The sequence below is a fragment of the Pseudomonas sp. S2_E02 genome (genome assembly GCF_054668355.1).
The window spans coordinates 1,116,740-1,142,494 of sequence record NZ_CP162761.1; the positions used below are offsets into that span (position 1 = coordinate 1,116,740).

Annotated in this window: 20 protein-coding genes; 6 read left to right on the top strand and 14 right to left on the bottom strand. The window is 60.1% G+C overall.

The genetic code is table 11. The annotated features are described in order from the left end of the window. Positions 1-196: 196 nt before the first annotated feature. On the top strand, positions 197-1,087 hold the full coding sequence (locus AB4O01_RS04960) for a site-specific integrase (RefSeq protein WP_049802099.1): 891 nt from the start codon (positions 197-199) through the stop codon (positions 1,085-1,087). Here the strand turns inward: AB4O01_RS04960 and AB4O01_RS04965 are convergent, their stop codons facing one another. The 6 genes from AB4O01_RS04965 to pmrG all read right to left on the bottom strand — a co-directional run bounded on the left by AB4O01_RS04965 (position 1,088) and on the right by pmrG (position 8,849). Further along, positions 1,088-2,146, bottom strand: coding sequence for an ABC transporter ATP-binding protein (locus AB4O01_RS04965; RefSeq protein ID WP_093432691.1), 1,059 nt, complete (start codon positions 2,144-2,146; stop codon positions 1,088-1,090). After that, positions 2,143-3,741 carry an ABC transporter permease gene (locus tag AB4O01_RS04970; RefSeq protein WP_407047299.1) on the bottom strand — a complete coding sequence of 533 codons (1,599 nt, stop codon included), beginning with the start codon at positions 3,739-3,741 and terminating at the stop codon, positions 2,143-2,145. The genes AB4O01_RS04965 and AB4O01_RS04970 overlap by 4 nt, the downstream gene beginning before the upstream one ends. Beyond that, positions 3,742-4,755, bottom strand: a complete 1,014-nt coding sequence (locus tag AB4O01_RS04975; protein ID WP_460090856.1) for an iron ABC transporter substrate-binding protein — start codon at positions 4,753-4,755, stop codon at positions 3,742-3,744. 210 nt (positions 4,756-4,965) lie between these two features. Then, the gene (locus tag AB4O01_RS04980) at positions 4,966-6,483 is read right to left on the bottom strand and encodes an ArnT family glycosyltransferase (protein WP_460090858.1); all 1,518 of its coding nucleotides are present in this window, start codon (positions 6,481-6,483) and stop codon (positions 4,966-4,968) included. Further along, positions 6,480-8,195 (bottom strand): lipid IV(A) 4-amino-4-deoxy-L-arabinosyltransferase, encoded by a 1,716-nt coding sequence (gene arnT, locus AB4O01_RS04985; protein ID WP_460090859.1) that lies wholly within the window; start codon positions 8,193-8,195, stop codon positions 6,480-6,482. The genes AB4O01_RS04980 and arnT overlap by 4 nt, the downstream gene beginning before the upstream one ends. A 63-nt stretch (positions 8,196-8,258) precedes the next feature. Continuing rightward, a complete protein-coding gene (gene pmrG / locus AB4O01_RS04990; protein WP_460090860.1) occupies positions 8,259-8,849 on the bottom strand; it encodes a lipopolysaccharide core heptose(II)-phosphate phosphatase PmrG in 591 nt (196 codons plus the stop codon). Positions 8,850-9,251: 402 nt separating this feature from the next. Here pmrG and AB4O01_RS04995 point away from each other — a divergent pair, with 402 nt between their 5' ends. Then, complete coding sequence (locus AB4O01_RS04995) at positions 9,252-10,556, top strand: sensor histidine kinase (RefSeq protein ID WP_460090861.1); 1,305 nt, start codon at positions 9,252-9,254, stop codon at positions 10,554-10,556. Here AB4O01_RS04995 and AB4O01_RS05000 read toward each other — a convergent pair. From AB4O01_RS05000 to AB4O01_RS05020, 5 genes are all read right to left on the bottom strand, one after another. After that, positions 10,514-11,065 (bottom strand): PqiC family protein, encoded by a 552-nt coding sequence (locus AB4O01_RS05000; RefSeq protein WP_460090863.1) that lies wholly within the window; start codon positions 11,063-11,065, stop codon positions 10,514-10,516. The genes AB4O01_RS04995 and AB4O01_RS05000 overlap by 43 nt on opposite strands. A gap of 17 nt (positions 11,066-11,082) precedes the next feature. Continuing rightward, positions 11,083-12,738: a PqiB family protein gene (locus tag AB4O01_RS05005; RefSeq protein ID WP_460090864.1), complete on the bottom strand. Its 1,656-nt coding sequence runs from the start codon at positions 12,736-12,738 to the stop codon at positions 11,083-11,085. 256 nt (positions 12,739-12,994) lie between these two features. Then, on the bottom strand, positions 12,995-14,296 hold the full coding sequence (locus AB4O01_RS05010; protein ID WP_460090865.1) for an NAD(P)/FAD-dependent oxidoreductase: 1,302 nt from the start codon (positions 14,294-14,296) through the stop codon (positions 12,995-12,997). Continuing rightward, positions 14,293-15,381 (bottom strand): polyamine ABC transporter substrate-binding protein, encoded by a 1,089-nt coding sequence (locus AB4O01_RS05015; protein WP_093432666.1) that lies wholly within the window; start codon positions 15,379-15,381, stop codon positions 14,293-14,295. The genes AB4O01_RS05010 and AB4O01_RS05015 overlap by 4 nt, the downstream gene beginning before the upstream one ends. Positions 15,382-15,538: 157 nt before the next feature. Continuing rightward, positions 15,539-16,897 (bottom strand): glutamine synthetase family protein, encoded by a 1,359-nt coding sequence (locus AB4O01_RS05020; RefSeq protein ID WP_460090867.1) that lies wholly within the window; start codon positions 16,895-16,897, stop codon positions 15,539-15,541. 162 nt (positions 16,898-17,059) lie between these two features. Between AB4O01_RS05020 and AB4O01_RS05025 the strand changes: the two genes are divergently transcribed. The 4 genes from AB4O01_RS05025 (at position 17,060) to AB4O01_RS05040 (ending at position 21,971) form a co-directional block, all read left to right on the top strand. Then, the gene (locus AB4O01_RS05025) at positions 17,060-17,959 is read left to right on the top strand and encodes a helix-turn-helix domain-containing protein (protein ID WP_116256184.1); all 900 of its coding nucleotides are present in this window, start codon (positions 17,060-17,062) and stop codon (positions 17,957-17,959) included. Between the two features lie 90 nt (positions 17,960-18,049). Then, a complete protein-coding gene (locus tag AB4O01_RS05030) occupies positions 18,050-18,559 on the top strand; it encodes a sigma-70 family RNA polymerase sigma factor (protein ID WP_460090868.1) in 510 nt (169 codons plus the stop codon). Continuing rightward, positions 18,556-19,617, top strand: a complete 1,062-nt coding sequence (locus AB4O01_RS05035; protein ID WP_460090869.1) for a FecR domain-containing protein — start codon at positions 18,556-18,558, stop codon at positions 19,615-19,617. Before AB4O01_RS05030 ends, AB4O01_RS05035 begins: the two co-directional genes overlap by 4 nt. Beyond that, positions 19,572-21,971 (top strand): TonB-dependent siderophore receptor, encoded by a 2,400-nt coding sequence (locus AB4O01_RS05040; protein WP_460090870.1) that lies wholly within the window; start codon positions 19,572-19,574, stop codon positions 21,969-21,971. The genes AB4O01_RS05035 and AB4O01_RS05040 overlap by 46 nt, the downstream gene beginning before the upstream one ends. A 47-nt stretch (positions 21,972-22,018) precedes the next feature. On the opposite strand, the gene AB4O01_RS05045 is transcribed toward AB4O01_RS05040, so the two are convergent. The 3 genes from AB4O01_RS05045 to AB4O01_RS05055 all read right to left on the bottom strand — a co-directional run bounded on the left by AB4O01_RS05045 (position 22,019) and on the right by AB4O01_RS05055 (position 25,731). Next, a complete protein-coding gene (locus AB4O01_RS05045; RefSeq protein ID WP_460090871.1) occupies positions 22,019-23,011 on the bottom strand; it encodes a LacI family DNA-binding transcriptional regulator in 993 nt (330 codons plus the stop codon). 75 nt (positions 23,012-23,086) lie between these two features. Then, on the bottom strand, positions 23,087-24,556 hold the full coding sequence (locus tag AB4O01_RS05050) for a glycoside hydrolase family 32 protein (protein ID WP_460090873.1): 1,470 nt from the start codon (positions 24,554-24,556) through the stop codon (positions 23,087-23,089). Positions 24,557-24,585: 29 nt separating this feature from the next. Beyond that, complete coding sequence (locus AB4O01_RS05055) at positions 24,586-25,731, bottom strand: ABC transporter ATP-binding protein (protein WP_460090875.1); 1,146 nt, start codon at positions 25,729-25,731, stop codon at positions 24,586-24,588. Positions 25,732-25,755: the final 24 nt, after the last annotated feature.

A 25,755-nucleotide genomic window follows, 5' to 3' on the forward strand; every position in this document is an offset into this window, starting at 1 on the left:
TATCTGAACCCCATACAGCCACTGTTCAGACTTCTGCCGCTTATCGTCATTTTTAGTAGAAAAGTCCTACAGAAGTGTTCCCCTTACACTGGGAATGTTGCAGTTATTAGTTGGTGTGTTGAATTGTTTTTACTCAAGGCCTTTACGTTTGACTGACTTGTCCGTTGTACCGCTGCAAACCCGCCAAACCAATCCGATGACCCTGTATCTGGCGCGCCTGGCCCCCTCCAGCCAGCTGACCATGCGCTATGTTTTGCAGGATGCGGCCGACCGCCTCGGCTTTGAAGACATGAATGTCGAGGATATTCCCTGGCACGCATTACAACCTGAAGATGTTGTTGCGCTGGTCGCCGCTTTGCGCGAAGACAACTATGCGCCCAACACTTCTTCGCTTTATGTGAATGCCGTGCGCGGTGTGATGAATGAAGCCTGGCGCATGAGCCTGATCTCTCAGGATCATTTGTTGAAAATGCGTTCGGTCAAAGCCATTGCCGGCACGCGCTTGTCCCAGGGGCGCAACTTGAAGCGCACCTTGATCCACGAATTGATGGAAGTCTGCGCCGCCGATCCGCGTCCGCAAGGGCTGCGCGACGCAGCGGTGATTGCGTTGTTGTACGGCACCGGCATGCGCAAATCGGAGTCGGTGGACCTGGACTTGAATCAGGTCGACTTCACTGAGCGCAGCCTGACCGTCACCGGCAAAGGCAACAAACAACTGATCAAGTACGCGCCGGCCTGGGCATTCGCCAAACTTGATGCGTGGCTGGAACTGCGGCGCTCGCAGCTCAAGGAAGGCGAGCGCGACGATGCCTTTCTGTTCAACCGCATCCGTCGCGGCAGCCACATCACCCGCGAGCGTATCACCAAACACGCGATCTACTACATCGCCCGTCAGCGTGGCACGCAGGTCGGGGTGAAGATCATGCCGCACGACTTCCGTCGCTCGTTTATCACGCGGGTCATCGAGGAACATGATCTGTCGATCGCGCAGAAACTCGCGCACCACAGCAACATCCAGACCACCGCCAACTACGATGTGCGTGATGACAACGAGCGGCGGCGTGCGGTGGATCGCTTCGATCTGTAATCAGGACGCGGCGAACAGATGCGCCGCACCGAGCACCGATAACTGCACGTCGCTGCCAGCAGGCGGCGCGTGCATGCCGGAGCTGCGCACCAGCAGCGACCGCCCGGGATCCTGAGTGATCGGCGAGCGCAGTTCGACGGTGAGGGTGCAGGTGTTGCCGGCAAAATCGCGCTCAGTGACCACGGCGGGGCAGCCTTGTGTGCCGACTACGGCGCCAGACAACTGCAACTGCTCGGGCCTGAGCATGATCTGCGCGTCGCCAATGAAACCGTTGCTGTTCACCGGCACCTGACCGAGATCGCAGTGGGCCAGACCGGATTCGATCCGTGCCGGCATCACTACGGCTTCGCCGAGAAAATGTGCGGTCTGCTCGTCGCGGGGAAAGCGGTAAAGGTCCATCGGATGCCCGGACTGCACCAGCCGCCCGCCGCGCATCACTGCCAACTGATCGGCAAAGGACAGCGCTTCGCCCTGATCGTGGGTCACCAGAATCGTGGTGACGCCGGCGTCCTCAAGCAAACGCGCGACCATTTTGCGCATGGCGCTGCGCAGGCCGGTGTCGAGGGCGGAAAACGGTTCATCCAGCAGCATCAGCCGTGGCTGCTGCGCGAGGGCCCGAGCGAGGGACACCCGTTGCTGCTGGCCGCCCGACAGTTCATGGGGCCAACGCTCGGCCATGTTGGCGTCCAGCGCGACGCTGTCCATCAGCTCCTTGATCCGCTCGTGTCTGGCTGCGCCGGTCAGTGCCAGGCCGAACCCGATATTGGCGGCGACGGTCATGTGCGGAAACAACGCGCCGTCCTGCGGAACATAGCCGATCTGCCGTTGGTAGGCGGGCACCGCATGGGTGCTGTCGACCAGCACCTGACCGTTGAGGGTCAGGCTGCCGGCGTCGGGGAATTCAAACCCGGCAATTATCCGCAGCAGCGTGGTTTTGCCGGAGCCGGACGGGCCGACAATCACCGTGCGGCTGCCGGTCGGCACTGACAGGCAAATGTCATCCAGCGCTTTCTGGGCGCCAAAGGACTTGTTCAGGGAGATCAGTTCGAGTGCGTTCATCGGCCAGCGGTGCGCCTGGATTGGTGATAGAGGAGGGCCGTCAGCGGCAGCGAAAGCAGCACCATCAACAGTGCGTAAGGCGCGGCGGCGGCGTAATCGATTTCGCTGGTCATCGCCCAGAAGCCGGTGGCCAGCGTACGGGTGCCGTTGGGGGCGAGCAGCAAGGTCGCGGTCAGTTCATTGGTGATCGCCAGAAACACCAGCGCGGCTCCGGCGGCAGCGCCCGGTGCCGCGAGGCGCAAGGTGATCAGCCACAAGGCGCGCAGGGGCGATCGGCCGAGGCTTTGCGCAATGTTCTCCAGTTCTACTGGCGCCTGGGCAAAACCGGCACGCAGGCTGACCAGTGCGCGTGGCAGGAACATCAGCAGATAGGCGAGCAGCACGGTGATGGTGGTCTGGTAGATCGGCCGGGCGAAATGGATGGTCACGGTGACCAGTGCCAGCGCCACGACAATCCCCGGCAGGGAACTGGTGATGTAGTTGCAGCCTTCGAGCAGACGCTGCAATTTGCCCGGCGCGCGGATCGACAGCCAGGCAATCGGAATCGCCGCCAGACTGGTCAACAGCGCACCGGCGACGCCAAACGACAGGGTTTGCAGCAGCGCAGGCAACAGTTCGTCGCCGCCCCACACGTCCCAGCCACCGGCGATCAACCAGCGACTCAATGTCAGCAGCGGCACGCCGAGGGCGAGCAGGCAGGTCAGCACTTGCAGACCGAGCCCGAGGATCACGCTGCCACGACCGAGCCGAACCGTGCGTTGTTCGCGGGCACTGCCGGAACCCACGCGCGCATAGCGCGCCTTGCCCCGGGCGGCGGATTCGGCGGTGAGCATCGCCAGACAGCACAACGCCAGAACGCCCGCCAGCATGTTCGCTGCCGGGCCGTTGAAGGTCGATTTGAACTGATCGAAAATCGCCGTGGTGAACGTGTCGAAACGAATCATCGCGTACAGGCCATATTCGGCCAGCAAATGCAGCCCGACCAGCAACGCACCGCCACAGATCGCCAGGCGCAACTGCGGCAACACCACCCGGAAAAACACCGCCCAGGGCTTGAGACCGAGGGATTCGGCGACGTCTTCGATCGCCGGATCAAGTCGGCGCAAGGTTGCGGCAATCGGCAAGTAGAGAAACGGAAAATAGGCGATCACCGACACCAGCACGCCGGCCGATAAACCGTGAATCGATGGAATCAGGCTGACCCACGCATAGCTATGCACGAACGCCGGTATCGCCAGTGGCGCCACGGCCAGCAATGACCATAGGCGTCGACCGGGCAGATCGGTGCGTTCGGTCAGCCATGCCAGTGCAGTGCCGAGCAGAATGCACAGCGGCAAGGTGATCAACACCAGCAACACGGTGTTGATCAGCAGTTCCGCCACCCGTGGACGAAACACCAAGGCTTCGATGGTTGCCCAACCGGTGGCCCACGACACGCCGAGGACAAACGCGATCGGCAGCAGCGACAGTAATGAAACACCGATCGCCAGCGCAACCACCCACGAGCCCCCGCGACCGGTGAGGGCGCGGGGTTTAAGTCTAAGGCTCGCGGAGGCGGTCACTGCAACCTGCGCGGGTAGGGTTTCGGGGAGCACTTACAGGATTCCCGCCTGGGTCATCAGCTCGACGGCTTTCTTGCTGTCGAGTTTCGACGCGTCGACTGTAGGCGCGTCGAGATCCTTCAACGGCGTCAGTTTCGGGTTGGACGGCGCGTCTTTGCCGACCGCGTACTCAAACGAGGTGCCGCTGTGGAGAATCTCCTGGCCTTCTTTGCCGGTGATGTATTTGACGAACTTCTGCGCCTCTTCCTGATGTTTGCTGGAGGCCAGTACGCCCGCGCCGGAAGTGCTGACAAACGCGCCCGGATCCTGGTGCTTGAAGTAGTAGAGCTTGGTGTTCTGGCTGTTTTCGCGGGTCTTGGACTGATCGACGAAGCTGTAATAGTGGTAGATCACGCCGCTGTCGATCTGCCCGGCGTTCACCGCTTTGAGCACGGCGCTGTTGCCGCGGTACACGCTAGCGTTGGCTTTCATGCCTTTGAGCCAGTCGAGGGTAGCCGTTTCGCCTTTCTGTTCCAGCACGGCCGCGACGATGGCCTGGAAGTCCGCACCAGCGGGTGAAGCAGCCCAGCGGCCTTTCCACTCCGGTTTAGCCAGGTCGAGCAGGGATTTCGGCAGGTCTTTTTCCGCGAGTTTCGCCGGGTTGTAGACGAACACCGTCGAACGCGCGGCGATGCCGATCCATTGGCCATGAGCCGGGCGGTACGCCGCGTCCACTTGTTGCTGCGTGGCGGGTGCAATCGGGGCGAGCAGTTTGGCGTTATCGACCAACACCATCGCCGGTGAGTTTTCGGTGAGGAACACGTCTGCCGGCGAGGCCGCGCCTTCCTGCACGATCTGGTTGCCCATTTCGGTGTCATCGCCATTGCGAATCGTCACCGGAATCCCGGTCTCTTCAGTAAAACCGGCGACCCAGGCTTTGGTCAGGCTTTCATGCTGGGCGTTGTAGACCAGCAGGCCAACGCTGTCAGCGGCAAACGCCTGACCGGCACTGAGCAGGGCGCTGACCAGCAATGCGCGTTTCAGAAAGGACGGGACCTTTGGATTCATAACGGTAACGCTCCAGATTTTTTAGACGTTATGGGCAGGCATTCGCGGGCAGACTGCAATGCGAATGATTTGCAGATATTCAGCCGCAGGCAATGTAGAGAGGCAAATGAGAAAAAAACGTCAAACAAACCGTTAATACATGTCATTGCCATTCAGATTAGCAGCGACTCGGTGACGCACGGTTGCCGTGCGTCATTCCGCGTCAGCTATTCAGGAGGGATTGGGGATGTAGGCGACGCTCTGGTCGGTGCGGCCATGGAACACCTGTTCGCCGCGGGTTGGCGTGGTGCTGATGGCCCGGTGATCGGCGCTCAGGTAGTCGAGTGGCAGCGGATCACCACTGCGGTATTGGGCAACAATGATGGTGTGTTGCGCGTCCCAGTGCTGACCGCTGCTGCGCTCCAGCCAGGCTAATAACGCCGCGCTGTTGCCGGTACGCGGAAAGTCCGCAGTTTCCGGCACGTAGTAGAAGGGCGCACCGCCGGTTTGCAGGTACATCGGGACTTTGTTGTCGACCTCGATCATGACCATACGCCACTGACTCAACGGTGCCTGCTGGCTGGCCTGTTCGCGTACCGTTTCACCGAAGCGGATCACGCCGCCTCCGCTGTTGGTCCACGGATACAACACACCGAGCACGCCGACCATGACCGCCGTGGCGATCGCAAAGCCGACGTGCAAGCCACGCCCTTGAAGGTTGCGCGCGGCCATCCGGCGGGTAATCCACCACGCACCGAGCAGTTGCGCGAACGGCACCAGAGGCAACACGTAATAGCTGCGTCGGCTGCCGCTGGCGGTGAAAAACAGCAGCAACAGGCCGAGACCCTGAATCAGCCAGCGGGTGTCCGGCTCAATGTTTCGCCAGTTTCGCAGCGCCACCCACAGGGCGATGATCCAGCACGGCGCCCACGGCAGGGTGTAGACCGGCAAGTACAACAAATAGGTGTAGATCGGGCCGATGTTGTCGAACGGCTGGAAAAACCGCACGACGTTTTCCCGCAACACCAGTTCCAGACCGCTTTGCCGGTAGTCGGGGGATCCATAAATATGCGAGAGCAGGAACGGCAACCCATAGAACGCCCCGGCGATCAGCAGCGCGGCGCACAGGCGCCGATTGAGATGGCGTTTCCAGCGTCCGTCTTGCAGCAGATGCGGCAACAGCAGCAGCCCCGGCAGGATGAAACCGATCAGGCCCTTGAACAGTGATGTCAGCGCCAACAGGCAAAAAAACACCCCATAGCGCCAGAGCCGGGTGTCATCCGGCCCACGCCAATACCACCACACCGCCGCGAGAACACCGCAGACTGTGAGGATGTCGGCCGTCGCGACCCGCGCCCAGAAGACGAAATAGAATGTGGTCGCCAACATCCATCCGGCAATCAGCCCGGTGCCTTTGCGAAACAATTGCTCGCCCAAGAGGTACACCAGCCATACGCTGATCCACGCCGAAATAACCGACGACAAGCGCAATGACCACGGCCCCAGGCCTCCGGTCAGCCAGGACGTCGCGGTGATCAGCCAGTACGACAGCAATGGTTTGTCGTAGTACGGATCGCCCTTGAGATACGGGTCGAAGTAATCACCACTTTGCAGCATCTGCAACGCGATATTGGCCCAGCGGGTTTCCGCGCCCCAGAGTTCGCGGCTGCCCAGCCCAAGCAGCAACATCAGCGCAGTCGCTGCGAGAAGAATCCATAACGCCCTGCGTTCTTTGGCCGTTGCGGTCATGGCTGGCGCTTGGCGAAAATGTAGATCTGCAGATTGCCGCGCTGGTAATGCTTGCCGTCAGCCGGCAACAGCTCGATTTCCTGCGCTTCCTGGGTGCTGTTGACGCGCATCACCACCGCCACCGAGCCTTTTTTGCGCGCTTCGGTCATCCATTGGCCGACATCATCCAGACCGACCTTGCGGGCAGCCATGGCCGGATCGTCGAGGCCGTATTTCAGTTCACCGACGGTATTGAACAGATCCACTTGCGGCCGCTTCAGACGCCAGGCCAAGGCCGACGCGGCGCCAAGGTCATTACTCAACAGCGAGGACGCTTCGCTCAAGGCCTGTTGATGCTCGGCAATAAACTGGTCGGGCATCTTGCTGTCGACGATTTGCGCCGGCATTGCGGCGGGCAGCAAGGCGATCAGCAGACCGATGCCGAGCGCCGGCATGGCCCACATCGTCAGCGGCCGCATGACTTGCAGGGCATTGGCGATGATCCAGCCGATCAGCACGATATACACCAGCGACAGGCTGAACATGTCGGTGTTTTCGTAGAGTTCCTTGCTCGCTTGCAGGTAGATCAGCGCAATCAGGGCAACGCTGCCCATTACGGTATTGATCACGCCGTTCAGGCGCAGAACCTGCGTGTTGCGCTGCTCCAGCCAGTTGACCACGGTGTAGCCCATCAGCAGGGCCAGAGGAAACAGGCACGGCATGATGTAGGTCGGCAGCTTGCCGCTGCTCAGACTGAAAAAGATCAGCGGCAGCACAAACCACAGCGCCAGAAACGCGGTTTTTGCCTCGCGTTTTTCACGCCAGGTACGAATCAGCGTCGACGGCAACAACAGCGCCCATGGCAACGTCGAAGCAAACAGCAACGGCAGATAGAACCACCACGGCCGTGCATGCTGGGCATCATCGCCAGCGGCGAAACGGCGGATGTGTTCATGCCAGAAGAAAAACCGCCAGAAGTCCGGCTCGCGCACGTGTACCGCCAGTGCCCACGGCACGCTGACCAATGCGGCCACCAGTATCGCCACCGGGCCGTAGCGCAGCAGTTCGCTGAAACGGCGTTGCCAGATCATGTAGGGCAGGGCGATCAGCACCGGCAGCAGCAGGGCCAGAAAGCCTTTGGTCATCAGGCCCATTCCACAAGCGGCGCCGAGCAATGCCCAACTGCCGAGACGGGCCTTGGGGGTGGTGCTGTCGATGGCAAACCACACCGCCACCAGACTGAGGTTGACCCACAAGGTGAACTGCGGATCAAGGTTGGCGTAGCCTGCCTGACCGGCGATCAGGCCAAAACTCATGTACAGCAAGGCACATGCCGCGCTGATCCGCGGGTTGTTCCAGAGCCTGCGTGCCAACAGATAGGCGAGCCAGACGCTGACGCCCGTACTCACCGCCGAAGCGATGCGCACACCGAACAGGTTGTCGCCGAAAATCGCCTGGCCGATGGCGATCATCCAGTATCCGGCAATCGGTTTCTCGAAATAGCGAATGCCCATGAAATGCGGCGCGACCCAGTTGCCGCTCAGCAGCATTTCCTGGCTGATCTGGCCGTAACGGGTTTCGTCGGGAATCCACAAACCGTGGCTCATCAGCGGCAACAGATAAAACAGCACAAACGCCAGGATCAACCCAGGGATCGCCCAGCGTTCGATCAGCGAGGGAGGTTGCATCAAATGACGGGCAGCGTGGCGCAACGGAGGGGTATCGGACGTCATGACTGAGCCTTGGGGCGAATAAATAGTATCTGGCTTAAAACACTAGAAGCCGTGGCGGTTTTTTCATTGTTTATGTGTAACGTCTAATATCTGCCAGAACGGTGTATTGATAATGCCCAGCACTGTAAGTTGTTTCCGATCATCAATTCGTACAAGTAAGGTACTTCCATACTCGGCGGCAATCGCGTGAGGAAAACCGGTCTGTTTTTCAAAATCACTGATACAGCCGCTGTGCGTGACCAGTACAAGATTCTGCTGCGCCACTTTGCGCGCGACGATGTCATCGCGAAGTGTCGGGCCACAGGTGGCCAGCCAGTCTTCGGCGCTGGCGTCGTGGCCGAACATGTAGTGCGCGGTTTGCGCCGTGCGGGTCAGCGGGCTGCTCAACACCACGGCCTGCTGCATGCCCAGTCTGACGAAGCCTTGGCCGACCGCTTGCGCCGCACGGCTGCCCACTTCGGTGATGCCGTCCGCCGGGCCCAGGCAGGTATTGCTCGAACGATCGCAGCGTTCGGTGTGTCGCACCAGCGCAACGACTTCACCGGCCCGCCAGGCTTTTATCCATTCAGCGGTGGTGCTGTGCCCGGCATGATCGAGGTCGGTCGGTGAGCGTGGCCACCAGACAAACCCGCTGACCAGAATGGCCACAAGCACGACGCAGACCAGTGCAACCCATAGCCGAAAGCGCGGCGTACGCCGGTACCGAAATAAATGTTTCAACTGAAATAATTGCGCCACAATGTTGCCTCTTTAAACGCCAGATAGTTCATTCAGTGCAACGCAAGGCTTGGGCAGCGAGCAACTTTACGACTGTTTACTTGAATGCTGGCTGAACACTACGTTCAAGGTCGTCGGGGCGCGGTGAAGAACATGTGAAAAAATTGCCAGAAGTTACTTCGGACAAACTAAAGCGCCTATTTGATAAACAAACTCAATTGTTGTTTTTGTTTATCGAGGGGCCTTAACAAGTCTCCATCGTTGCGGTGAAGCTCAGGCTGTCACGCAACGGCATAGCGCCGGGCTAGCCGGATAAACACTCAGGAGTCGTTCGAACGCATGGATCTCAAGCAAAGCCTGACAAAACGGATCGTGATCGTGTTCGCCCTGATGAGTGCTCTTGTGGCCGGTGTGTTTGCGTTGGGGATCGTCGCCAGCGTGCACGTGGTCGAGCGCAAGTTGACCACCACCACGCTAAGCGGAGGTCTACGCCGTTTATTGGCAATGGATGACATCAGTCACTGGAGCCACGCCCCGGAAAAGGGCGAATTGTTTTTTTTCGAGGGTGGCCAGGGGCCGTTGGCACTGACCCGGCAACTGGCGGCGCTGCCCTTGGGCTTTCAGGAAATCACTTTTCACGGTGACGCTTTCTACGCCATGGTCGAAGCCGTTGGCGGGCGCAAATACGTGTTGCTGCGGGATCAGGAAAGCCTCGAACAACGTGAGCATCTGCTGTTTATTGTGGTGATTGTCGGGTTCATCCTCAGCGTGATTCTGGCGATTATTCTGGGCCGCTTGCTGGCGCGACGGGTCATGGCGCCGGTGATTCGTCTGGCCCGCCAGGTGCGCCACCGCGATCAGCTCATCGAGGTGGCGCCGCCGTTGCATCCCGATTACGCCGCTGATGAGGTCGGCGAGCTGGCGCTGTCGTTCGATCAGACGTTGGGACGTCTGCGCGCCACCTTGAGCCGGGAAAAACTGTTCACCAGCGATGTCAGCCATGAACTGCGCACGCCGTTGATGGTGCTGAGCACGTCCTGTGAGTTGCTGCTGGCGAATCCGTCGCTTGATGCCCGCTCGACGGCGCAAGTCAGCCGGATTGCCCGGGCCAGCCACGAGATGCGCCAATTGGTCGAAACCTTTCTGATGCTGGCGCGCAAACCCGAAGAAGTCCGCGTGCAGTCCACCTGCACACTGAAGGAGATTGCCGATGCGCAGACAGAGGTGTGGGGCCGCTTGATCCGCGAAAAAGGCCTGGAGTTTGTCTACGATCCGCAGCACGCCGGCGCCGGACGCTTCAACTTGACCTTTCTGCAATCAGTGATGGGCAACCTGTTGCGCAACGCCTGGCATTACACCGACCACGGTTTTGTGCGACTGACCTTGCAGGAAAACAGCTTCGTGGTGGAAGACAGCGGCATCGGTATCCCGGAAGAACAGCGCCATGCGATGTTCCAGCCCTTCGTGCGCGGTGACGAACAGCGCGGCGAAGGGCTCGGCTTGGGGCTTTCACTGGTGCAGCGGATCTGCAGCCAGCAACAATGGCAGGTGAAACTCACCACCCGTGAGCCGAATGGCTGTCGCTTTACTGTGACGCTGATTCAGGACGCGGGCGGGCAGCCGCGCGGATTGCCGGCAGCCTGACTGATCGCCGCAGCCAGGCGTTTGACGTTGTTCTGCTGGGCCGTCACCAGCTCATCGATGCTCGGGCCTGAAGGTGTTTGCAAGGTCGAGCGGCAGGTCAGCAGTCCACTGTCGGTCGCCCCTGATGGACGCAGACGCCATTTGGCGTCGATCAAGGCGTACTGCCCCGGGATCGAATCGAAGCGCTGCACTTCGATGCGTACCGAGGCAGCGCCCTGGCCGCCGGTATTGCTCAATTGATCGCTCAGCGCACCGCGCAGCTCATCGGCAAGTGTCGCGCCCCACCAATCGGTTTCCAGAATCGCCAGGCCGCTGTTGCCTTGGCGGATAACGATTTGCGCGCGGTCGACCTGTGGCGGAACGCTGAGGGCTTCGATCGGAATCTGCGTGCCGCCGCCCTTGTTACTCAGTTGCACCGGGGTCAGGGTGTGAAAGCTGATCGGGTCGCTGCGGCAGGCGCCCAACAGCAACACGGCAGCGAGCACGGTGATCTTCAGCGGTAAAGCCATTGTGGTAGCTCCTGTGCTCAATTGCGTGGTGGCCCTTTCAGATCCAGCGGCGCGGCGTTATCGGGACGACCGCGAATCAGCGATTCCGGATGTCGGCCCAGGTAATCCGACAGCTCACGCAGCGAGCGCGACATGCGCCCGAGTTCGTCGAGGGTTTCCGTGAGTTTCTCGCGTTGTGGCGAATCTTCGGCCAGGGTCGAGCTAGCGGACTGCAAGGTCTTGCTGACGTCGGCAAGGGTGCTCTGCACGCCCGGCAGGGTCTTGGCGTTGAACTGGCTCAGGCCTTTGCGCAGCTCGACCAGATTGCTGTCGAGGTTACCGGCAATCCGTTCAACCGGCAGTTTGTTGAGCTTGTCGACCATCGCTTCGAGTTTTTCCTGCAACTGTTCGAGGCTGCCCGGAACGGTCGGTAGAACGACCGGACGAGCGCTTGGATCGAACGCGACTTTCTCCGCTTTCGGAAAGAAGTCCAGTGCCACGTACAACTGGCCGGTCAGCAGGTTGCCACTGCGGGCCTGGGCACGCAGGCCATTATCGACGAAAGTGCCCAGCAGGCGGATGCCAGCGGCTTCGTCGTTAGGGTCGTGCTTGAATTCGGTGAGCATCTTTTTGTAGGCCTGACCGAGACGCTGCGGGTAAATGACGATGCCGACATTAAGCGGGAAGGTGCGTTTTTTTGCGTCGAAATCGAGGTTGATGCCCACGACCCGGCCGATTTCCATACCGAGGAACTCGACCGGCGCATCGACCTTGAGTCCGCGCAGCGACTGGTCGAATCGCAGCACCATGTATTGCGCCTTGCCGTTCGGCGGCGCGAGGGCACTCTGCTGGTCGGCGAACAGTTCGAAATCCTTGTCGTCAGCGGCGGCCACATCGTTGGGACTGTAATCCGGAGCGCGGAACGCAATACCGCCCACCAGCATCGTCGACAGCGATTCGGTCTTCACGGCAAAGCCGTTGGCACCGACATTGATGTCGATGCCGCTGGCATTCCAGAAGCGGGTATTTTCAGTGACGAACGCGTCGTTCGGCGCGTGAATGAACACCTCGATGTCCACCCCTTTGCCTTCGGGATTGAGGGCGTAGGTGACGACCTGACCGACCGGAATCTTGCGGTAATAAACCGGAGAACCGATGTCCAGCGAACCGAGGTCCGGTGCATGCAGCATGAAGCGCTTGCCGGGTTCGCCGTAGGTGATCGGCGGCGGGTTTTCCAGACCTTTGAAGTGTTTGGCGCGGTTGTCGGCCTGACCGATGTCGGCACCGATGTAGTCACCGGAAAGCAGGGTGTCGATACCCGAAACGCCACCGGCGCCAATGCGCGGGCGAACCACCCAGAACTGTGAGTCTTCGCGCGTGAAGGTTTCCGCCTGTTTGGACAGTTTGATGGTGGCGTCGACACTTTTCTGGTCGTTACTCAACTCGACGTCTGTCACCTGACCGATGACCACGTTGCGGTATTTGACCTCGGTCTTGTTGGCCGTCAGGCCGCTGCCGGTCTTGAAGTTGACGATGATCGTCGGCCCTTCCTGCATCACGTTGTGCACCACCAGCGAGATGCCCACGAGAACCGCCACTATCGGCACGATCCAGACGAGTGAAATGCTGAAACGGCGGGTTTTGACTAGGGCTTGGCCTGGTGCTCGCGGCTCGTCGGTGGCTGACGACTTCATCCATGTCCTCCTCGATTGATTGGGCACTGAGCGTCAGGAACGCCAAAGCACCTCATCAATATAGAAGTGCTTGGCGATAGAGCAAATGTGTATAGCTCACCTGCCGCGACCTGATCGTTCCCACGCTCTGCGTGGGAATGCAGCCCGTGACGCTCCGCGTCACTGGACGCAGAGCGTCCCTTGAGGCATTCCCACGCAGAGCGTGGGAACGATCAAAGCCGGGAACGATTAGATCGTGTCAGCGCGGTTTGTGCTGTCAGCCGAGCATTTCCCGCAGGCGATACCAGAACATCCCCAGTGCCAGCAGCGGCGAGCGCAGGGCCGGGCCGCCGGGGAAGGTCATGTGCGGCACGCCGCTGAACACGTCCATGCCTTGGCTGTGACCGGCATGAATTGCCTCGCCGAGCAGTTTCGCGCACCAGTGCGTGACGTTCAGGCCATGGCCGGAATAACCCTGCGCATAGAACACGTTCGGGTGCTGCTTGAGCCGGCCGACCTGCGGAAAGCGGTTGGCGGTGATGCCAATCTTCCCACCCCACTGGTAATCGATGCGCACGTCGGCCAGTTGCGGGAAGACCTTGAGCATCTTCGGGCGCATGTAAGCGGCGATGTCCGCCGGATCGCGCCCGGAATAGTGGCAGGCACCGCCGAACAGCAGGCGCCGGTCCGCCGAGAGCCGGTAGTAATCGAGGCCGACTTTCTGGTCGCACACCGCCAGATTGTGCGGGATCAGTTGCGCGGCGCGTTCTTCGGACAATGGCTCAGTGGCGATGATGTAACTGCCGGCGGGCAGGACTTTGCCACTGAGTTGTTGTTCGAGGTCGTCCAGATGCGCGTTGCAGCCGAGCACCAGACTGCCGGCACGCACTGAGCCCTTGGCGCAACGCACCTGCACGGTCGGGCCGTGGATGATTTCCAGCACTTCACTCTGCTCGAAAATTCGCACGCCGAGTGACGCCGCCAGTCGCGCTTCGCCCTGCACCAGATCCAGCGGGTGCAGGTGCCCGGAACCCATGTCGACCAGTCCGCCGGCATAGATGTCGGAATTCACCACTTGCTGGCGGATCTGCTCCGGGCCGATCAGACGGGTTTCGTGGGCATAACCGAGTTCGGCGAGGTCGACCAGCTCATCCTTGAAGGCCGCGAACTGCGCCGGGGTATTGGCCAGATCGCAGAAGCCCCAGCGCAGATCACATTCGATGCCGTTGTCGCCGATGCGCTGACGCACCAGTTCCACCGAATCGATGCCGGCGCGCTGCAAATAACGCACGCCTTCCTGGCCGACATATTTGGCGAAGCCTTCAACTTCATGACCGATCCCGCGAATCAACTGACCGCCGTTGCGCCCGCTGGCGCCCCAGCCGATGCGCCGGGCTTCGATCAACACCACCGACAATCCGCGCTGAGCCAGTTCTATGGCGGTGTTGACCCCGGTGAACCCGCCGCCGATCACGCAGACATCGGCTGTCAGGTCAGCGTCCAATACCGGATAAGGTGTGGTCGCCCGCGCCGAAGCAGCGTAGTAGGAGCGAGCGTGTTCTTGGGTGTACTGATTCATTTGTTCGACTTCACTTTGCTCCAGGACCGAGTCATCAGACGCATGATCGCTTGAGGCGGGGTGGTAGAGATGTAGAGCTTGTCGAGGACTTCTTGAGGCGGATACACCTCAGGATTGTTGACCAGCGCCTGATCCATATATTGCTTGGCGGCCGGGTTCGGGTTGGCGTAACCCACCGAAGCGCTGACTTTGGCGATCACTTGCGGATCGAGCAGGTAATTGATGAAGGCGTGGGCTTCTTTGGTGTTGCTCGCATCGGCGGGGATGGCCAACAGATCAAACCAGAGGTTGGCGCCTTCCTTCGGAATGGCGTAAGCGATGTTCACGCCGTTCTTGGCTTCCTTGGCGCGGTTGGCGGCCTGGAATACGTCGCCGGAGTAACCGAAGGCCACGCAGATGTCACCGTTGGCCAGATCCGACACGTATTTCGAGGAATGGAAATAGGTGATGTACGGACGGATGCTGAGCAGTTTCGCTTCAGCCTTTTTATAGTCTTCCGGGTTTTCGCTGCGCGGGTCCAGGCCCATGTAATTGAGCATCGCCGGGAAGACTTCGTCGGCGGAGTCCATCATCGACACGCCGCACTGGGTGAGTTTTTTCAGGTTCTCGGGTTCGAACAGCACGGCCCAGGAATCGATGTGGTCGATGCCCAGCACTTGCTTGACCTTGTCGACGTTGTAGCCGATGCCATTGGTGCCCCACAGGTACGGCACCGAATGCTGGTTGCCCGGGTCGTTTTTCTCCAACAGCTCGAGCAGTTTCGGGTCGAGGTTTTTCCAGTTCGGCAGTTGCGAACGGTCGAGTTTGAGGAACGCGCCAGCCTTCACCTGACGCGCGAGGAAGTGGTTGGACGGCACTACTACGTCATAGCCGGTGCGACCGGCGAGCAGTTTGCCTTCGAGGGTTTCGTTGGAGTCGAAAACGTCGTAGATCACCTTGATCCCGGATTTGCTCTGGAAGTCGGCGAGGGTGGTTTCGCCGATGTAATCGGTCCAGTTGTAGACGCTGACCGTCGGCTGGGCGTGAGCTACAGCGCTAAACAGCACGCTCAGGGCAACCGGGAGTACGGATTTCAACAGACGCATTTCGACACCTCTTCTTATAATGATCGTTCCCACGCTCTGCGTGGGAATGCCTCAACGGACGCTCCGCGTTCGGCTTTGGATGGGACGCGGAGCGTCCCGGGCTGCATTCCCACGCAGAGCGTGGGAACGATCGACACAGGGGATCTTTTGGCTTTGCTCAGACGCTCAGCATCAGAAACTCACGCTCCCACGAACTGATCACGCGCTTGAAGTTTTCATGCTCGGCACGTTTCACCGCGACGTAGCCACGGACAAACTTGTCGCCCAGGTACTGCGCAACGATCTCGCACTCTTCCATTTGCGTCAGCGCTTCCTCGATGGTGATCGGCAGGCGCAGGTTGCGGCGCTCGTAAGCACGGCCATGGACCGCAGCGCTCGGTTCGATGCCTTCAACCATGCCGATGTAACCGCAGAGCAAACTCGCGGCAATCGCCAGGTACGGGTTGGCATCGGCGCCCGGCAGACGGTTTTCCACGCGCATGGCTTCCGGGCTAGACGTTGGCACACGCAGGCCGACGGTGCGGTTTTCTTCGCCCCATTCGACGTTGACCGGCGCCGAGGTGTCCGGCAGGAAGCGGCGGAACGAGTTGACGTTCGGCGCGAACATCGGCAGCACTTTCGGGATGTATTTCTGCAAACCGCCGATGTAGTGCAGAAACAGTTCGCTCATCTGCCCGTCAGCGTTAGCAAAGATCGGTTTGCCCGTGGCAATGTCCACCACGCTCTGGTGAATGTGCATGGCGCTGCCAGGCTCGTCGCCGATCGGCTTGGCCATGAACGTCGCCGCAACGTTGTGCTTGAGCGCTGCCTCACGCATGGTGCGCTTGAACACGGTGATCTGGTCGGCCAGATCCAGTGCGTCGCCATGACGGAAGTTGATTTCCATCTGCGCCGGGCCGTCTTCGTGGATCAGCGTGTCGAGGTCCAGGCCTTGCAGTTCGCACCAGTCGTAGACGTCTTCGAATAAGGGATCGAATTCGTTGGCGGCGTCGATGGAGAACGACTGACGACCGCTTTCAGCACGGCCCGAGCGGCCGAGCGGTGCCTTCAGCGGCAAGTCCGGGTCTTCGCAGCGTTGGGTCAGGTAGAACTCCATTTCCGGCGCCACAATCGGCTTCCAGCCTTTGTCGGTGTACAGCTGCAAGACTTTCTTCAACACGTTGCGCGGCGACAGTTCGATCGGGTTGCCGAACTTGTCGAAGGTGTCGTGGATGACGATGGCGGTCGGCTCGATCGCCCATGGAATCACGTAGACCGCGTCAGCCACTGGCTTGCAGACCATGTCGATATCGGCAGGATCGAGCAGGTCGTAGTAGATGTCGTCGTCGACAAAATCCCCGGTTACCGTTTGCAGCAGCACACTTTCCGGCAGGCGCATGCCTCGCTCATGCAGGAACTTGTTGGTCGGTGCGATCTTGCCGCGGGCAATGCCGGTCAGGTCGCTGACCACACATTCAACTTCGGTAATCTTGTGATCTTTCAGCCATGTGAACAGCTGATCGAAAGGGGCATTCATAAAGACCTCGTTATTGGTTTTATAGACGCCGGGGAGGGCGGGTTTCATCTTCCGCCCCTTCCCCTGTGGCGCGTTGACGACTATCTTGGGCGAGCCTTGCAGTTCCATCTATCCACTTTAAGCAGCACCAAAGCGCACCAAAAGAGTGCGCAAGGTCACCCCATGACAACGTGCAATTCGCTCCAGGTTCAAGCGTTCAACACCGCCGATGTGGCCGAGCAAGTCCGCGCCACACCGGGCTGGGTCCAGCATTACCAACAAATGTCGCCGGGCCATTTCGCCGGGCAGATCCGCTATCTGGATCTGCAGGGTGTCGAGGTCTACGAAGAGCAGATGAACACCCGCGTCGAGCAGAACTTCAGCGCGCCATCGGGTGCTTTGGCGTTCTGTTTCGATCGCAGCGACAACGCGCTGTATCTGCTCAATGAAGAGAGCCGCAACATCTGGATCACCCCGGAGAACTACCAGGAAATCGCCGTGGTGTTCGGTCCGGAGTTTGTCCGTCAGCACGGTCTGAATGTGGCGAAACTCGAAGGGTTGTTCATGACGCAACTCAATTGCGGACAGAACGCTTTGTTCAGTCGCTGGTTAAGCTCAACTCTCACGAAGTTGTCGCAACCTATTGATCTGCTTGATAAAGAGTCGCTGACGCAGCAGCTACTTGAAGACTGCCTGTTCATCCTCGACAACGCTCACACCAGCCTCGATCGCGGCGGATTACAGCGGCGTAGCGAAGAGCGGATGATCATGAAACGGGTGGGGGAGTGGGCGGCGGATTCGCCGGAAGACACCGTCAATCTGCTTGAGCTGTCACACGTGGCAGGCGTGCCGTTGCGCCAATTGCAGCAGGCATTCAAGGCCTACACCGGGATGACCCCGAGTCACTGGCTGCGCCTGCGCCGGTTGAACAGCGCACACCGTGAATTGCTCAAGCGCCGGCCGACGGAGACCACCGTGGCCGAGGTCGCGATGCACTGGTCGTTCTGGCATTTGGGAAGGTTTTCCAGCAGTTACCGGGCGTTGTTCAAGGAGTTGCCGAGCGAGACCTTGAAGCGCTCATGAATGCCGTCGCGGTTAAAAAGGCTTTGTCTCGGCGCTGAAGTTAAATAGAATCACTCTCATTTGAAACTGACTTCGCGCAGGACTCTTGAGATGACTGAAGCAGCGACGCCATCGCCGCAGCACCTGCACGAACTGTATCGCGATCACCGAGGCTGGCTGGAAACCTGGCTGCGCCGGCGCATGGGCAATGCCTGGGATGCGGCGGACCTGAGCCAGGACACGTTCTTGCGCGTGCTGTGCAGCGCTCAGCCGATTGCCGACATGCGTGAACCGCGCGCGTATTTGCTGACCGTGGGCAAACGCCTGCTGAGCAATTTCTACACCCGCCGCAGCCTGGAAAAGGCCTATCTCGAAGCCCTCGCGCAGTTGCGCGAAGAATGCGTGCCGTCGCCCGAACAACGTTGGCTGCTGCTGGAAACCCTGCAAGCGCTGGATGAACTGCTCGATGGTTTGCCCCGGGCTGTGCGCCGGGCGTTTTTGTGGAGTCAGCTTGAAGGCCTCGGTTACCGCGAAATCGCCGAGCGCTTGCAGGTCTCAGAACGCACAATAAAACGTTATATGGCGCAGGCTTACGAGCATTGTTTGATGTTGGATCTATGATGCGTGTCGCGCCCGGCAACGAAGCGCGTGAAGTCGCCCGTGCCGCCGCACAGTGGTTGGCATTGCTCGAATCCGGCGAGGCCAGTGAAGCCGATCACGTGCGACTGAAGCACTGGCGCGACAGCGATAGCCGCCATGAAAACGCCTGGCAGAAGCTTCAATCGTTGCGTCAGCGCTTTTCCAGTCTGCCAGCAGAATTGGCCATGGCCACACTCGATCGCCCGGATCTGGCGCGGCGGGCAGCATTGAAAAGGGCGCTGGGGCTGGCGGCTTTGGTGCCTGCGGCGTGGCTGATCAGTCGCCAGTTGCCGCTCGACGTCTGGCGCGCGGATTTGCAGACTTCCACCGGAGAGCACAAGCGAACACGGCTGGCCGACGGCAGCACCTTGCAACTGAACACCGCCAGTGCGGTGAACGTCGATCTGGCCAGCCGTCAATTGACGTTGGTGCGCGGCGAAATGGCGCTCAACGTTCCGGGTAGCACGGCGTTGACGGTCAACGCGCCGTACGGTCGGATCGTTGTCAGCCGCAGCGAAATCTGCGTGCGCCTCAACGAGCGTGACTGCAACGTGTCGGTGGTCAGCGGCTCGGTGCAATTGCAGCCGTTGCGCGGGCCGGCACTTTGGTTGAGCGCCGGGCAACAGGTCAATCTGCACGCTTCCGGCGCCGGGCCGGTCGCGCTGTTCGACGCCAAAATGCCGGGCTGGCGTGACGGTGTGTTGATGGCGCAAAACCAGCCGTTGGGGGATTTTCTTCGCGAGTTGAGCCGTTATCGCTCGGGGCTTCTGCGCTGGGAGCCGGGACTTGAACGTCTGCGTGTCACCGGCAGTTTCCGTCTCGACGACACCGATAAAGTGCTGGCGCTGCTGGCGGCGAGCCTGCCGTTGGAGGTGCATTCGCGCACGCGTTTCTGGGTAACGCTGACGCCGCGAAAAAATTCGTCTGAAGCCTGTCCCTTTTTTTCGCCTCGCTGGTCATTCCAGGCAAGTGAACAAATCGAGAGCGTCTTCCAATGCCCGCAGTATTTCCAAGTCGTTTGCGTCCGTTGTTGCAGTTGAGCCTTTTGCTGAGCCTGAGTGCCAGCCCCGTGTTGATCCAGACCAGTTGGGCCGAAGACGCCCGGCGCAGTTATCAGGTACCGGCCGGCAGCCTGAGTGCCGCGCTGACTCGGTTTGCCGGGTTGGCCGGGGTCAATCTGTCGGTGGATCCGGCGCTGGTCAGCGGGCGCAACAGCAATGGTTTGTCCGGCGAGTTTGGCGTGGAGGAGGGGTTCACCCGGTTGTTGCTCGGCTCTGGTTTGCAACTGCAACCGCTGGGTGAGCACGCTTACACCTTGGTGCCCGCAGCGGAGGCCGGAAGCCTGCAACTGGCGCCGACGTCGATTCTCGGCGCCACCGGTTCCAGCGATGCCGATGTGTTTGCCGGCGGCCAAGTCGCGCGGCGTGGCTCGCAGGGTTTGCTGGGGTCGAAAGACTTCATGGAAACCCCGTTCAGCATGACCACCTACACCAGCGAGACGGTGAAAAACCAACAGGCCCGCACGCTGGGCGATCTGATCGCCAGCGACCCGTCGGTGCGCGCGACCAACCCGGCCGGTGGCCGTTACGAGCAATTCACTATCCGTGGTTTCAGTCTGTTCAACAGCGACGTGGCCTATAACGGCCTCTACGGTGTTTTGCCGACTTACACGATCGACATGGAAATGGCCGATCGCGTCGACATTCTCAAAGGCCCGAGCCAACTCATCAACGGCATCTCGCCACGGGGTAGCGTGGGCGGGGGCATCAACGTGGTGCCCAAGCGTGCCACCGACGAACCGATCACCTCGCTGACGGCCAACTATGCGTCGAACAATCAGGTTGGCGGCGCGGTGGATGTCGGCCGGCGGTTCGGTGAGGACAATCAGTTCGGCTTGCGTTTCAACGGCGTCAAGCAGTCCGGTGATACCGAGTGGGATCATCAAAGTGTCGACCGCGACATGGCCGTGCTCGGCCTGGATTTTCGCGGTGAGCGCTTGCGATTTTCGACCGATATCGGCCACACCGAACGCGATACCGACGCGCCGCAGGAGCGCGTGCAGGTCGCGGCCAATGCCAAGGTTCCGAGCGCGAACAAGGTGCATCGCAACTACGCGCAACCGTGGACTCAGGCGAAAACCGAGGACACCTTCGGCACGCTCAACGCTGAGTTTGATGTCAGTGATTCGGTGATGGTCTACGGCGGTGTCGGTGCTCGCAAAAGCAATCATGACTTCCTTCGGCATGCGGTTTCCGTGACCAACGATGCCGGTGATTTCAGCGTTCAACCGCGTGATTTCACCCGCGACGAGAATGTCCGTACCGCAACGGCCGGCGTGCGCAACTGGTTCCATACCGGGCCGGTGAGCCATGAAGTCAATCTGGCGGCCAGCTACTTTTATATGGATTTCGAGAACGGCGGCGCGCGTTACGCGGCCGGTCGCAGCAACCTGTACGACCCGGTGCAAACCGCGAAACCCGGCACGCCGACGCGCTATGACGCCAAGGTCTACACGGAAAACCGCTTCAGCGGCGTGGCGTTATCCGACACCTTGGGCTTTTTCGATGATCGATTGCTGCTGACCCTCGGCGCCCGCTGGCAACGAGTGAAAGTCGATGACTGGAGCGATGACGTCAAAGGCGACACGGCTTACGACGAGGAAAAGGTTTCGCCCTCGGGCGGCATTCTGTTCAAGGCGACTGACAAGCTGTCGCTCTACGCCAACTACATGGAAGGCCTGAGCCAGGGCAAGATCGCGCCGTCAACGTCAGTGAACGAAGACGAAATCTTCCCGCCGTTTATCAGCCGTCAGGTCGAGATCGGTGCCAAGTACGACGCCGGTTCGTATGCTTTAACGGCAGCAGTATTCAGGATCAAGCAACCCGCCTATGAAACCAACGCCACGACCCGGGTCTTCGGCCCGAACGGCAAACGACAGAACAACGGCGTGGAGCTGAGCATGTTTGGCGAACCGCTCAAAGGCCTTCGGTTGCTCGGCGGCGTGATGTACATCGACAGCGAGCTGACCCACACCACCAACGGCACGTTCGACGGCAATCGCGCGCCGGCCACGCCGAAATACAACGTCAATCTCGGCGCCGAGTGGGACGTGCCGACGGTGCAGGGCCTGACGTTGAGCGGGCGCGGCATTTATTCCAGCTCGCAGTATCTGGATCAGTCGAACAACAAGGAAATCGACTCCTGGGAGCGCTTTGACGTGGGTACGCGGTACGCCTTCAAGGTCGATGAGAAAACCATCACCCTGCGCGCCAACGTCGAGAACGTGCTGGATAAACGCTACTGGAGTTCAGCAGGCGCTTCGGATGACAGTGAACCGGGGTTGACGTTGTCGACACCGAGAACTTATCTGCTTTCAGCGACGGTGGATTTCTGATTCCACTCGGTAAATCAAAAGCGTGCTCTCAGCGAGCTGACCCACTCTTACAGTGATGTCCTGACCACCAATGGACAGTCAACTCGCTGGGTTCCCGAAAGCTCCAGGGTCTCGATCAGATGCCGTGCAGCCTGGCGCCCAATGTCGTAGTACGGCAGTTGCACGGTGGTCAGCGGCGGGATGAACAACTCGGCAATGCCGATCATGTTGTCGTAGCCGAGGACGGCGACATCGTCGGGAATTTTCAGGCCACTCCCCAACAACAACTGATAGGCACAAAAGGCAATGCGGTCGTTGCCACAGATCAAAATATCGAATTGGGGGCGACCATCAATGACATGCCGGTCGAGGATAGCGGCTGTTTCACCATAGGCATCATGATCGGAAAGGTCGTATTGCAGGAGCGTGTCCGGCGCCAGTCCGAATGCCTGACAGGCACGCTGCAGGCCTTTTTGTCGCAGCCCCCATGCCAGACTCTGTTTCGGCAGATTGATACACAAAGGACGCTTGTAGCCGAGGCTCAACGCGTGGTGTACGGCGCGATACTGGCCCATTTCGTCGTCGGGTACATAGCTGACGAGGCTGCTGTCATCTGCCAGACAATTGGCGAGCACCAGAGGTTTGCTCTTCAAGCGCTCGGGAATGCTGACCTGGCGAAACCCCATGGCGCTGAAGATCAAGCCGTCCGGACGGTGCGACAGCATCAGATCGATGTTCTGGTCGGTGGGCGGGTTGCTTAGCAGGTTGAGGATAAAGACATTCCAACCGGCCTGTTGCGCGGTCTGCTCAATGGACAGCAGCAGCTCGACCGCGAAGGGCGTGGTCGCAGTGTCCAGCGCGAACACACCGATGGTTCGCGACTGGAGGTTGTCACCGCGCATCTTGCGCGCTGACAGGCTGGGTACGAATTGCAGTTCATCAATGGCTCGACGCACCCGTAGAAGGGTTTCGGGGCTCAGTTTTTCCGGACTATTGAGCGCTCGAGACACCGTCATCAGGGACACGCCGGCCAGCTGTGCAACGTCTTTCACTGAAGTCATGCGAAGTGCGGCCGGTCAGGTTGACGCAGAATCATGACACAGGGCCCGGGCTTCTCGCGACCCGAATGACGCCGCTCATGACCATCCCGAACCCAGAGGCCATGCCCTGGCAATCGAGACGCGCCCGCCACTCCCGCTGGCCACAAGCTTCACGCCCAGACTGTCGGAACGCGGATAGAGGCGACTGCTGAGGCTGAAGCGGCCGTTTTCGTCGAATACCTCGATGGATGAGCGATCAAGAAACACGCGCAGTTCCAAGCGCTCTTGTGTCGGGTCTATCGCCACGCTGCGCTGGCCTGTGACTTGCGCACCCGAGCGGCTGCGATCAAGCACCAGGCGCTGCAGTGACGGATCATAGTAGAGAAGGGTTTCTTCGCGGCCATCGTCGCTGCAACGGAGGGCGACTCCCAAGTGGCCGTCAGTGCAGCCGAGCAGATCCAGATGCACATGGATTTCCAGCATGTCGCCGTTTACCTCCGGCACCCAGCGGGCTCCCGATGCTTCCCACCAAGGCGTACCCGGCAATGGCGCCATTCGCAGCGCGCTGAGCTCGCGTGCCGGATACACGCGAAGGCGATCGGCGCACAGTTCCAGTTCGCGGGGCAATCCGAGCATGCCGCACCAGTGATGGGCCTGGCTCGGCATCGGGCTTTCCCACATGTCCAGCCATGCCCATACGAGGCGCCGACCATCGGCGGCCAACAGCGTTTGCGCTGCATAGAAATCGTGGCCGTTATCCAGCTCGATAAAAGGCCCGCCGGTGAAGTGCCACTGGTTGTCGAGCTGGCCCACTCGATAACCGCTCTGGTATTTGTTGAGCCGGTCATAACCGTCGGCTTGCATGCCTTGCGGAGAGTACAGCAGCACATCGCGTCCATTCAGGCGAAACAGGTCCGGGCATTCCCACATATAGCCATCGCCCTCGCTACCGCCGGACACATAGTCGAGGAATTCCCAGACGTGCAGATCCGTGGAGCGGTACAGCGGCAGTAGCGGTCTGTCGCCCAGACGTGCGCCGGCAATCAGGTACCAATAGCCATCTTGCTGCCAGACCTTGGGGTCGCGGAAATGCATGATGGCGTCTTGCGGCGCGCTGTTGATCACTGCGCCGTGTTTGACGAAGCGGATGCCGTCGTTGCTGGTTGCCAGGCACTGAACCTGTCGGATCAAGCGCTCGTCACCCACTTCGCCCAGCCATGTGTGCCCGGTGTAGATCAGGGCCAGGGTATCGCCACAGACCACGGCGCTACCGGAAAAACAGCCGTCGCGGTCGCACTCATCGCCGGGTGCCAGCGCAATGGGCAGGTGCTGCCAATGAACCAGATCGGCACTCTTGGCATGGCCCCAATACATCGGCCCCCATTTCGCGTCGAAGGGATGATGCTGATAGAACACGTGATACTCGCCACGGAAGTACACGACCCCGTTGGGGTCGTTCATCCAGCCTGCCGGCGGGGCAATATGGTAACCGGGTCGATAATCCTCAATGACGCGGGACTGGTTGTCAGCCAGTGCGCGCTGCGCAAGGTCAAGGGTCGAAGACATGGGGTCGCTCGGGGTATTCAAAGACAAGGTCATAGGGCGTGTGCTCGGATTGAGCGTAGAGAGAGGTCATCCGATACGGATTCAATTGCGTGCGGGTGGCGCTTCAATGCCGTGCCGTCGGCATCGAACAGGTGGATCTTGTCGATGTCCAGTTGCAGTTCAACCCGATCGCCTGCCTGCCATCCGGCGTTGACTTCACAACGACAGATCAATGGCTCGTCCTGCCCGGTATCCAGGTGCACATAGGTTTCACTGCCCAGGTATTCGACCCCGGTCACGACGATGCCAGCGCTTCCCGGCGCCGCTTTGAGTGACAGGTGTTCCGGGCGAACGCCCAGGCTCAGCGAGGCATCTGCCGCCAGGTTCGAGCTGTCGAAGGGCAGGGTGGTCATCCCCAAAACCGGAGTATCAACCAGGCTGGTTTCGCCCGGCGCACGCAGGCGGGTCGGCAGGAAATTCATTCTCGGCGAACCGAGAAAACCGGCGACAAAGCGGCTGGCCGGGCGCTCGTAGAGTTCGCGCGGTGAGCCGACCTGCTCGACGTGACCGCCATTGAGCACAACAATTTTGTCGGCCAGGGTCATCGCTTCGACCTGATCGTGGGTGACGTAGATCATGGTTGAGCACAGTCGCGCATGCAGCCGCGCAATTTCGTTGCGCATCTGCACCCGCAAAGACGCATCCAGGTTGGACAGCGGCTCATCGAACAACAAAATGTCCGGTTCCCGCGCCATGGCTCTGCCCATGGCTACACGCTGACGCTGCCCTCCAGACAGCTCTTTTGGCTTGCGTTGCAGCAGTTTGTCCAATTGCAGGATTTGCGCAGTTTTCAGTACCCGCTCGCGCAAGCTGCTCTTTTCAGTTTTGGCCAGTTTGAGACCAAAACTGATGTTGTCGTAGACGCTCATGTGTGGGTACAGCGCATAGGACTGAAACACCATGCCGACGCCACGTTCGCGCGGTTCGAGGTCGTTGACCCGGCGCCCGTCGATCAGCAGGTCGCCGGCGCAGATCGAATCCAGTCCGGCGATCAGCCGCAGCAGCGTCGACTTTCCGCAGCCCGAAGGACCGACGAACACCACGAATTCACCCGCAGCGATCTCCAGGTTGATGTCGCGAAGAATCCGCGCGCCGCCCAATTGTTTGTTGACGTTGTCCAGTTTCAATTTCATCACGATGCGGTTCCTTGTCTTTATTGG

Excerpts from the sequence above, each read along its gene's own strand:
- AB4O01_RS04960 (WP_049802099.1), top strand. The coding sequence starts at position 197 with ATGACCCTGTATCTGGCGCGCCTGGCCCCCTCCAGCCAGCTGACCATG.
- AB4O01_RS04965 (WP_093432691.1), bottom strand. The coding sequence starts at position 2,146 with ATGAACGCACTCGAACTGATCTCCCTGAACAAGTCCTTTGGCGCCCAG.
- AB4O01_RS04975 (WP_460090856.1), bottom strand. The coding sequence starts at position 4,755 with ATGAATCCAAAGGTCCCGTCCTTTCTGAAACGCGCATTGCTGGTCAGC.
- AB4O01_RS04980 (WP_460090858.1), bottom strand. The coding sequence starts at position 6,483 with ATGACCGCAACGGCCAAAGAACGCAGGGCGTTATGGATTCTTCTCGCA.
- arnT (WP_460090859.1), bottom strand. The coding sequence starts at position 8,195 with ATGACGTCCGATACCCCTCCGTTGCGCCACGCTGCCCGTCATTTGATG.
- AB4O01_RS04995 (WP_460090861.1), top strand. The coding sequence starts at position 9,252 with ATGGATCTCAAGCAAAGCCTGACAAAACGGATCGTGATCGTGTTCGCC.
- AB4O01_RS05000 (WP_460090863.1), bottom strand. The coding sequence starts at position 11,065 with ATGGCTTTACCGCTGAAGATCACCGTGCTCGCTGCCGTGTTGCTGTTG.
- AB4O01_RS05005 (WP_460090864.1), bottom strand. The coding sequence starts at position 12,738 with ATGAAGTCGTCAGCCACCGACGAGCCGCGAGCACCAGGCCAAGCCCTA.
- AB4O01_RS05010 (WP_460090865.1), bottom strand. The coding sequence starts at position 14,296 with ATGAATCAGTACACCCAAGAACACGCTCGCTCCTACTACGCTGCTTCG.
- AB4O01_RS05015 (WP_093432666.1), bottom strand. The coding sequence starts at position 15,381 with ATGCGTCTGTTGAAATCCGTACTCCCGGTTGCCCTGAGCGTGCTGTTT.
- AB4O01_RS05020 (WP_460090867.1), bottom strand. The coding sequence starts at position 16,897 with ATGAATGCCCCTTTCGATCAGCTGTTCACATGGCTGAAAGATCACAAG.
- AB4O01_RS05025 (WP_116256184.1), top strand. The coding sequence starts at position 17,060 with ATGACAACGTGCAATTCGCTCCAGGTTCAAGCGTTCAACACCGCCGAT.
- AB4O01_RS05030 (WP_460090868.1), top strand. The coding sequence starts at position 18,050 with ATGACTGAAGCAGCGACGCCATCGCCGCAGCACCTGCACGAACTGTAT.
- AB4O01_RS05035 (WP_460090869.1), top strand. The coding sequence starts at position 18,556 with ATGATGCGTGTCGCGCCCGGCAACGAAGCGCGTGAAGTCGCCCGTGCC.
- AB4O01_RS05040 (WP_460090870.1), top strand. The coding sequence starts at position 19,572 with ATGCCCGCAGTATTTCCAAGTCGTTTGCGTCCGTTGTTGCAGTTGAGC.
- AB4O01_RS05045 (WP_460090871.1), bottom strand. The coding sequence starts at position 23,011 with ATGACTTCAGTGAAAGACGTTGCACAGCTGGCCGGCGTGTCCCTGATG.
- AB4O01_RS05050 (WP_460090873.1), bottom strand. The coding sequence starts at position 24,556 with ATGTCTTCGACCCTTGACCTTGCGCAGCGCGCACTGGCTGACAACCAG.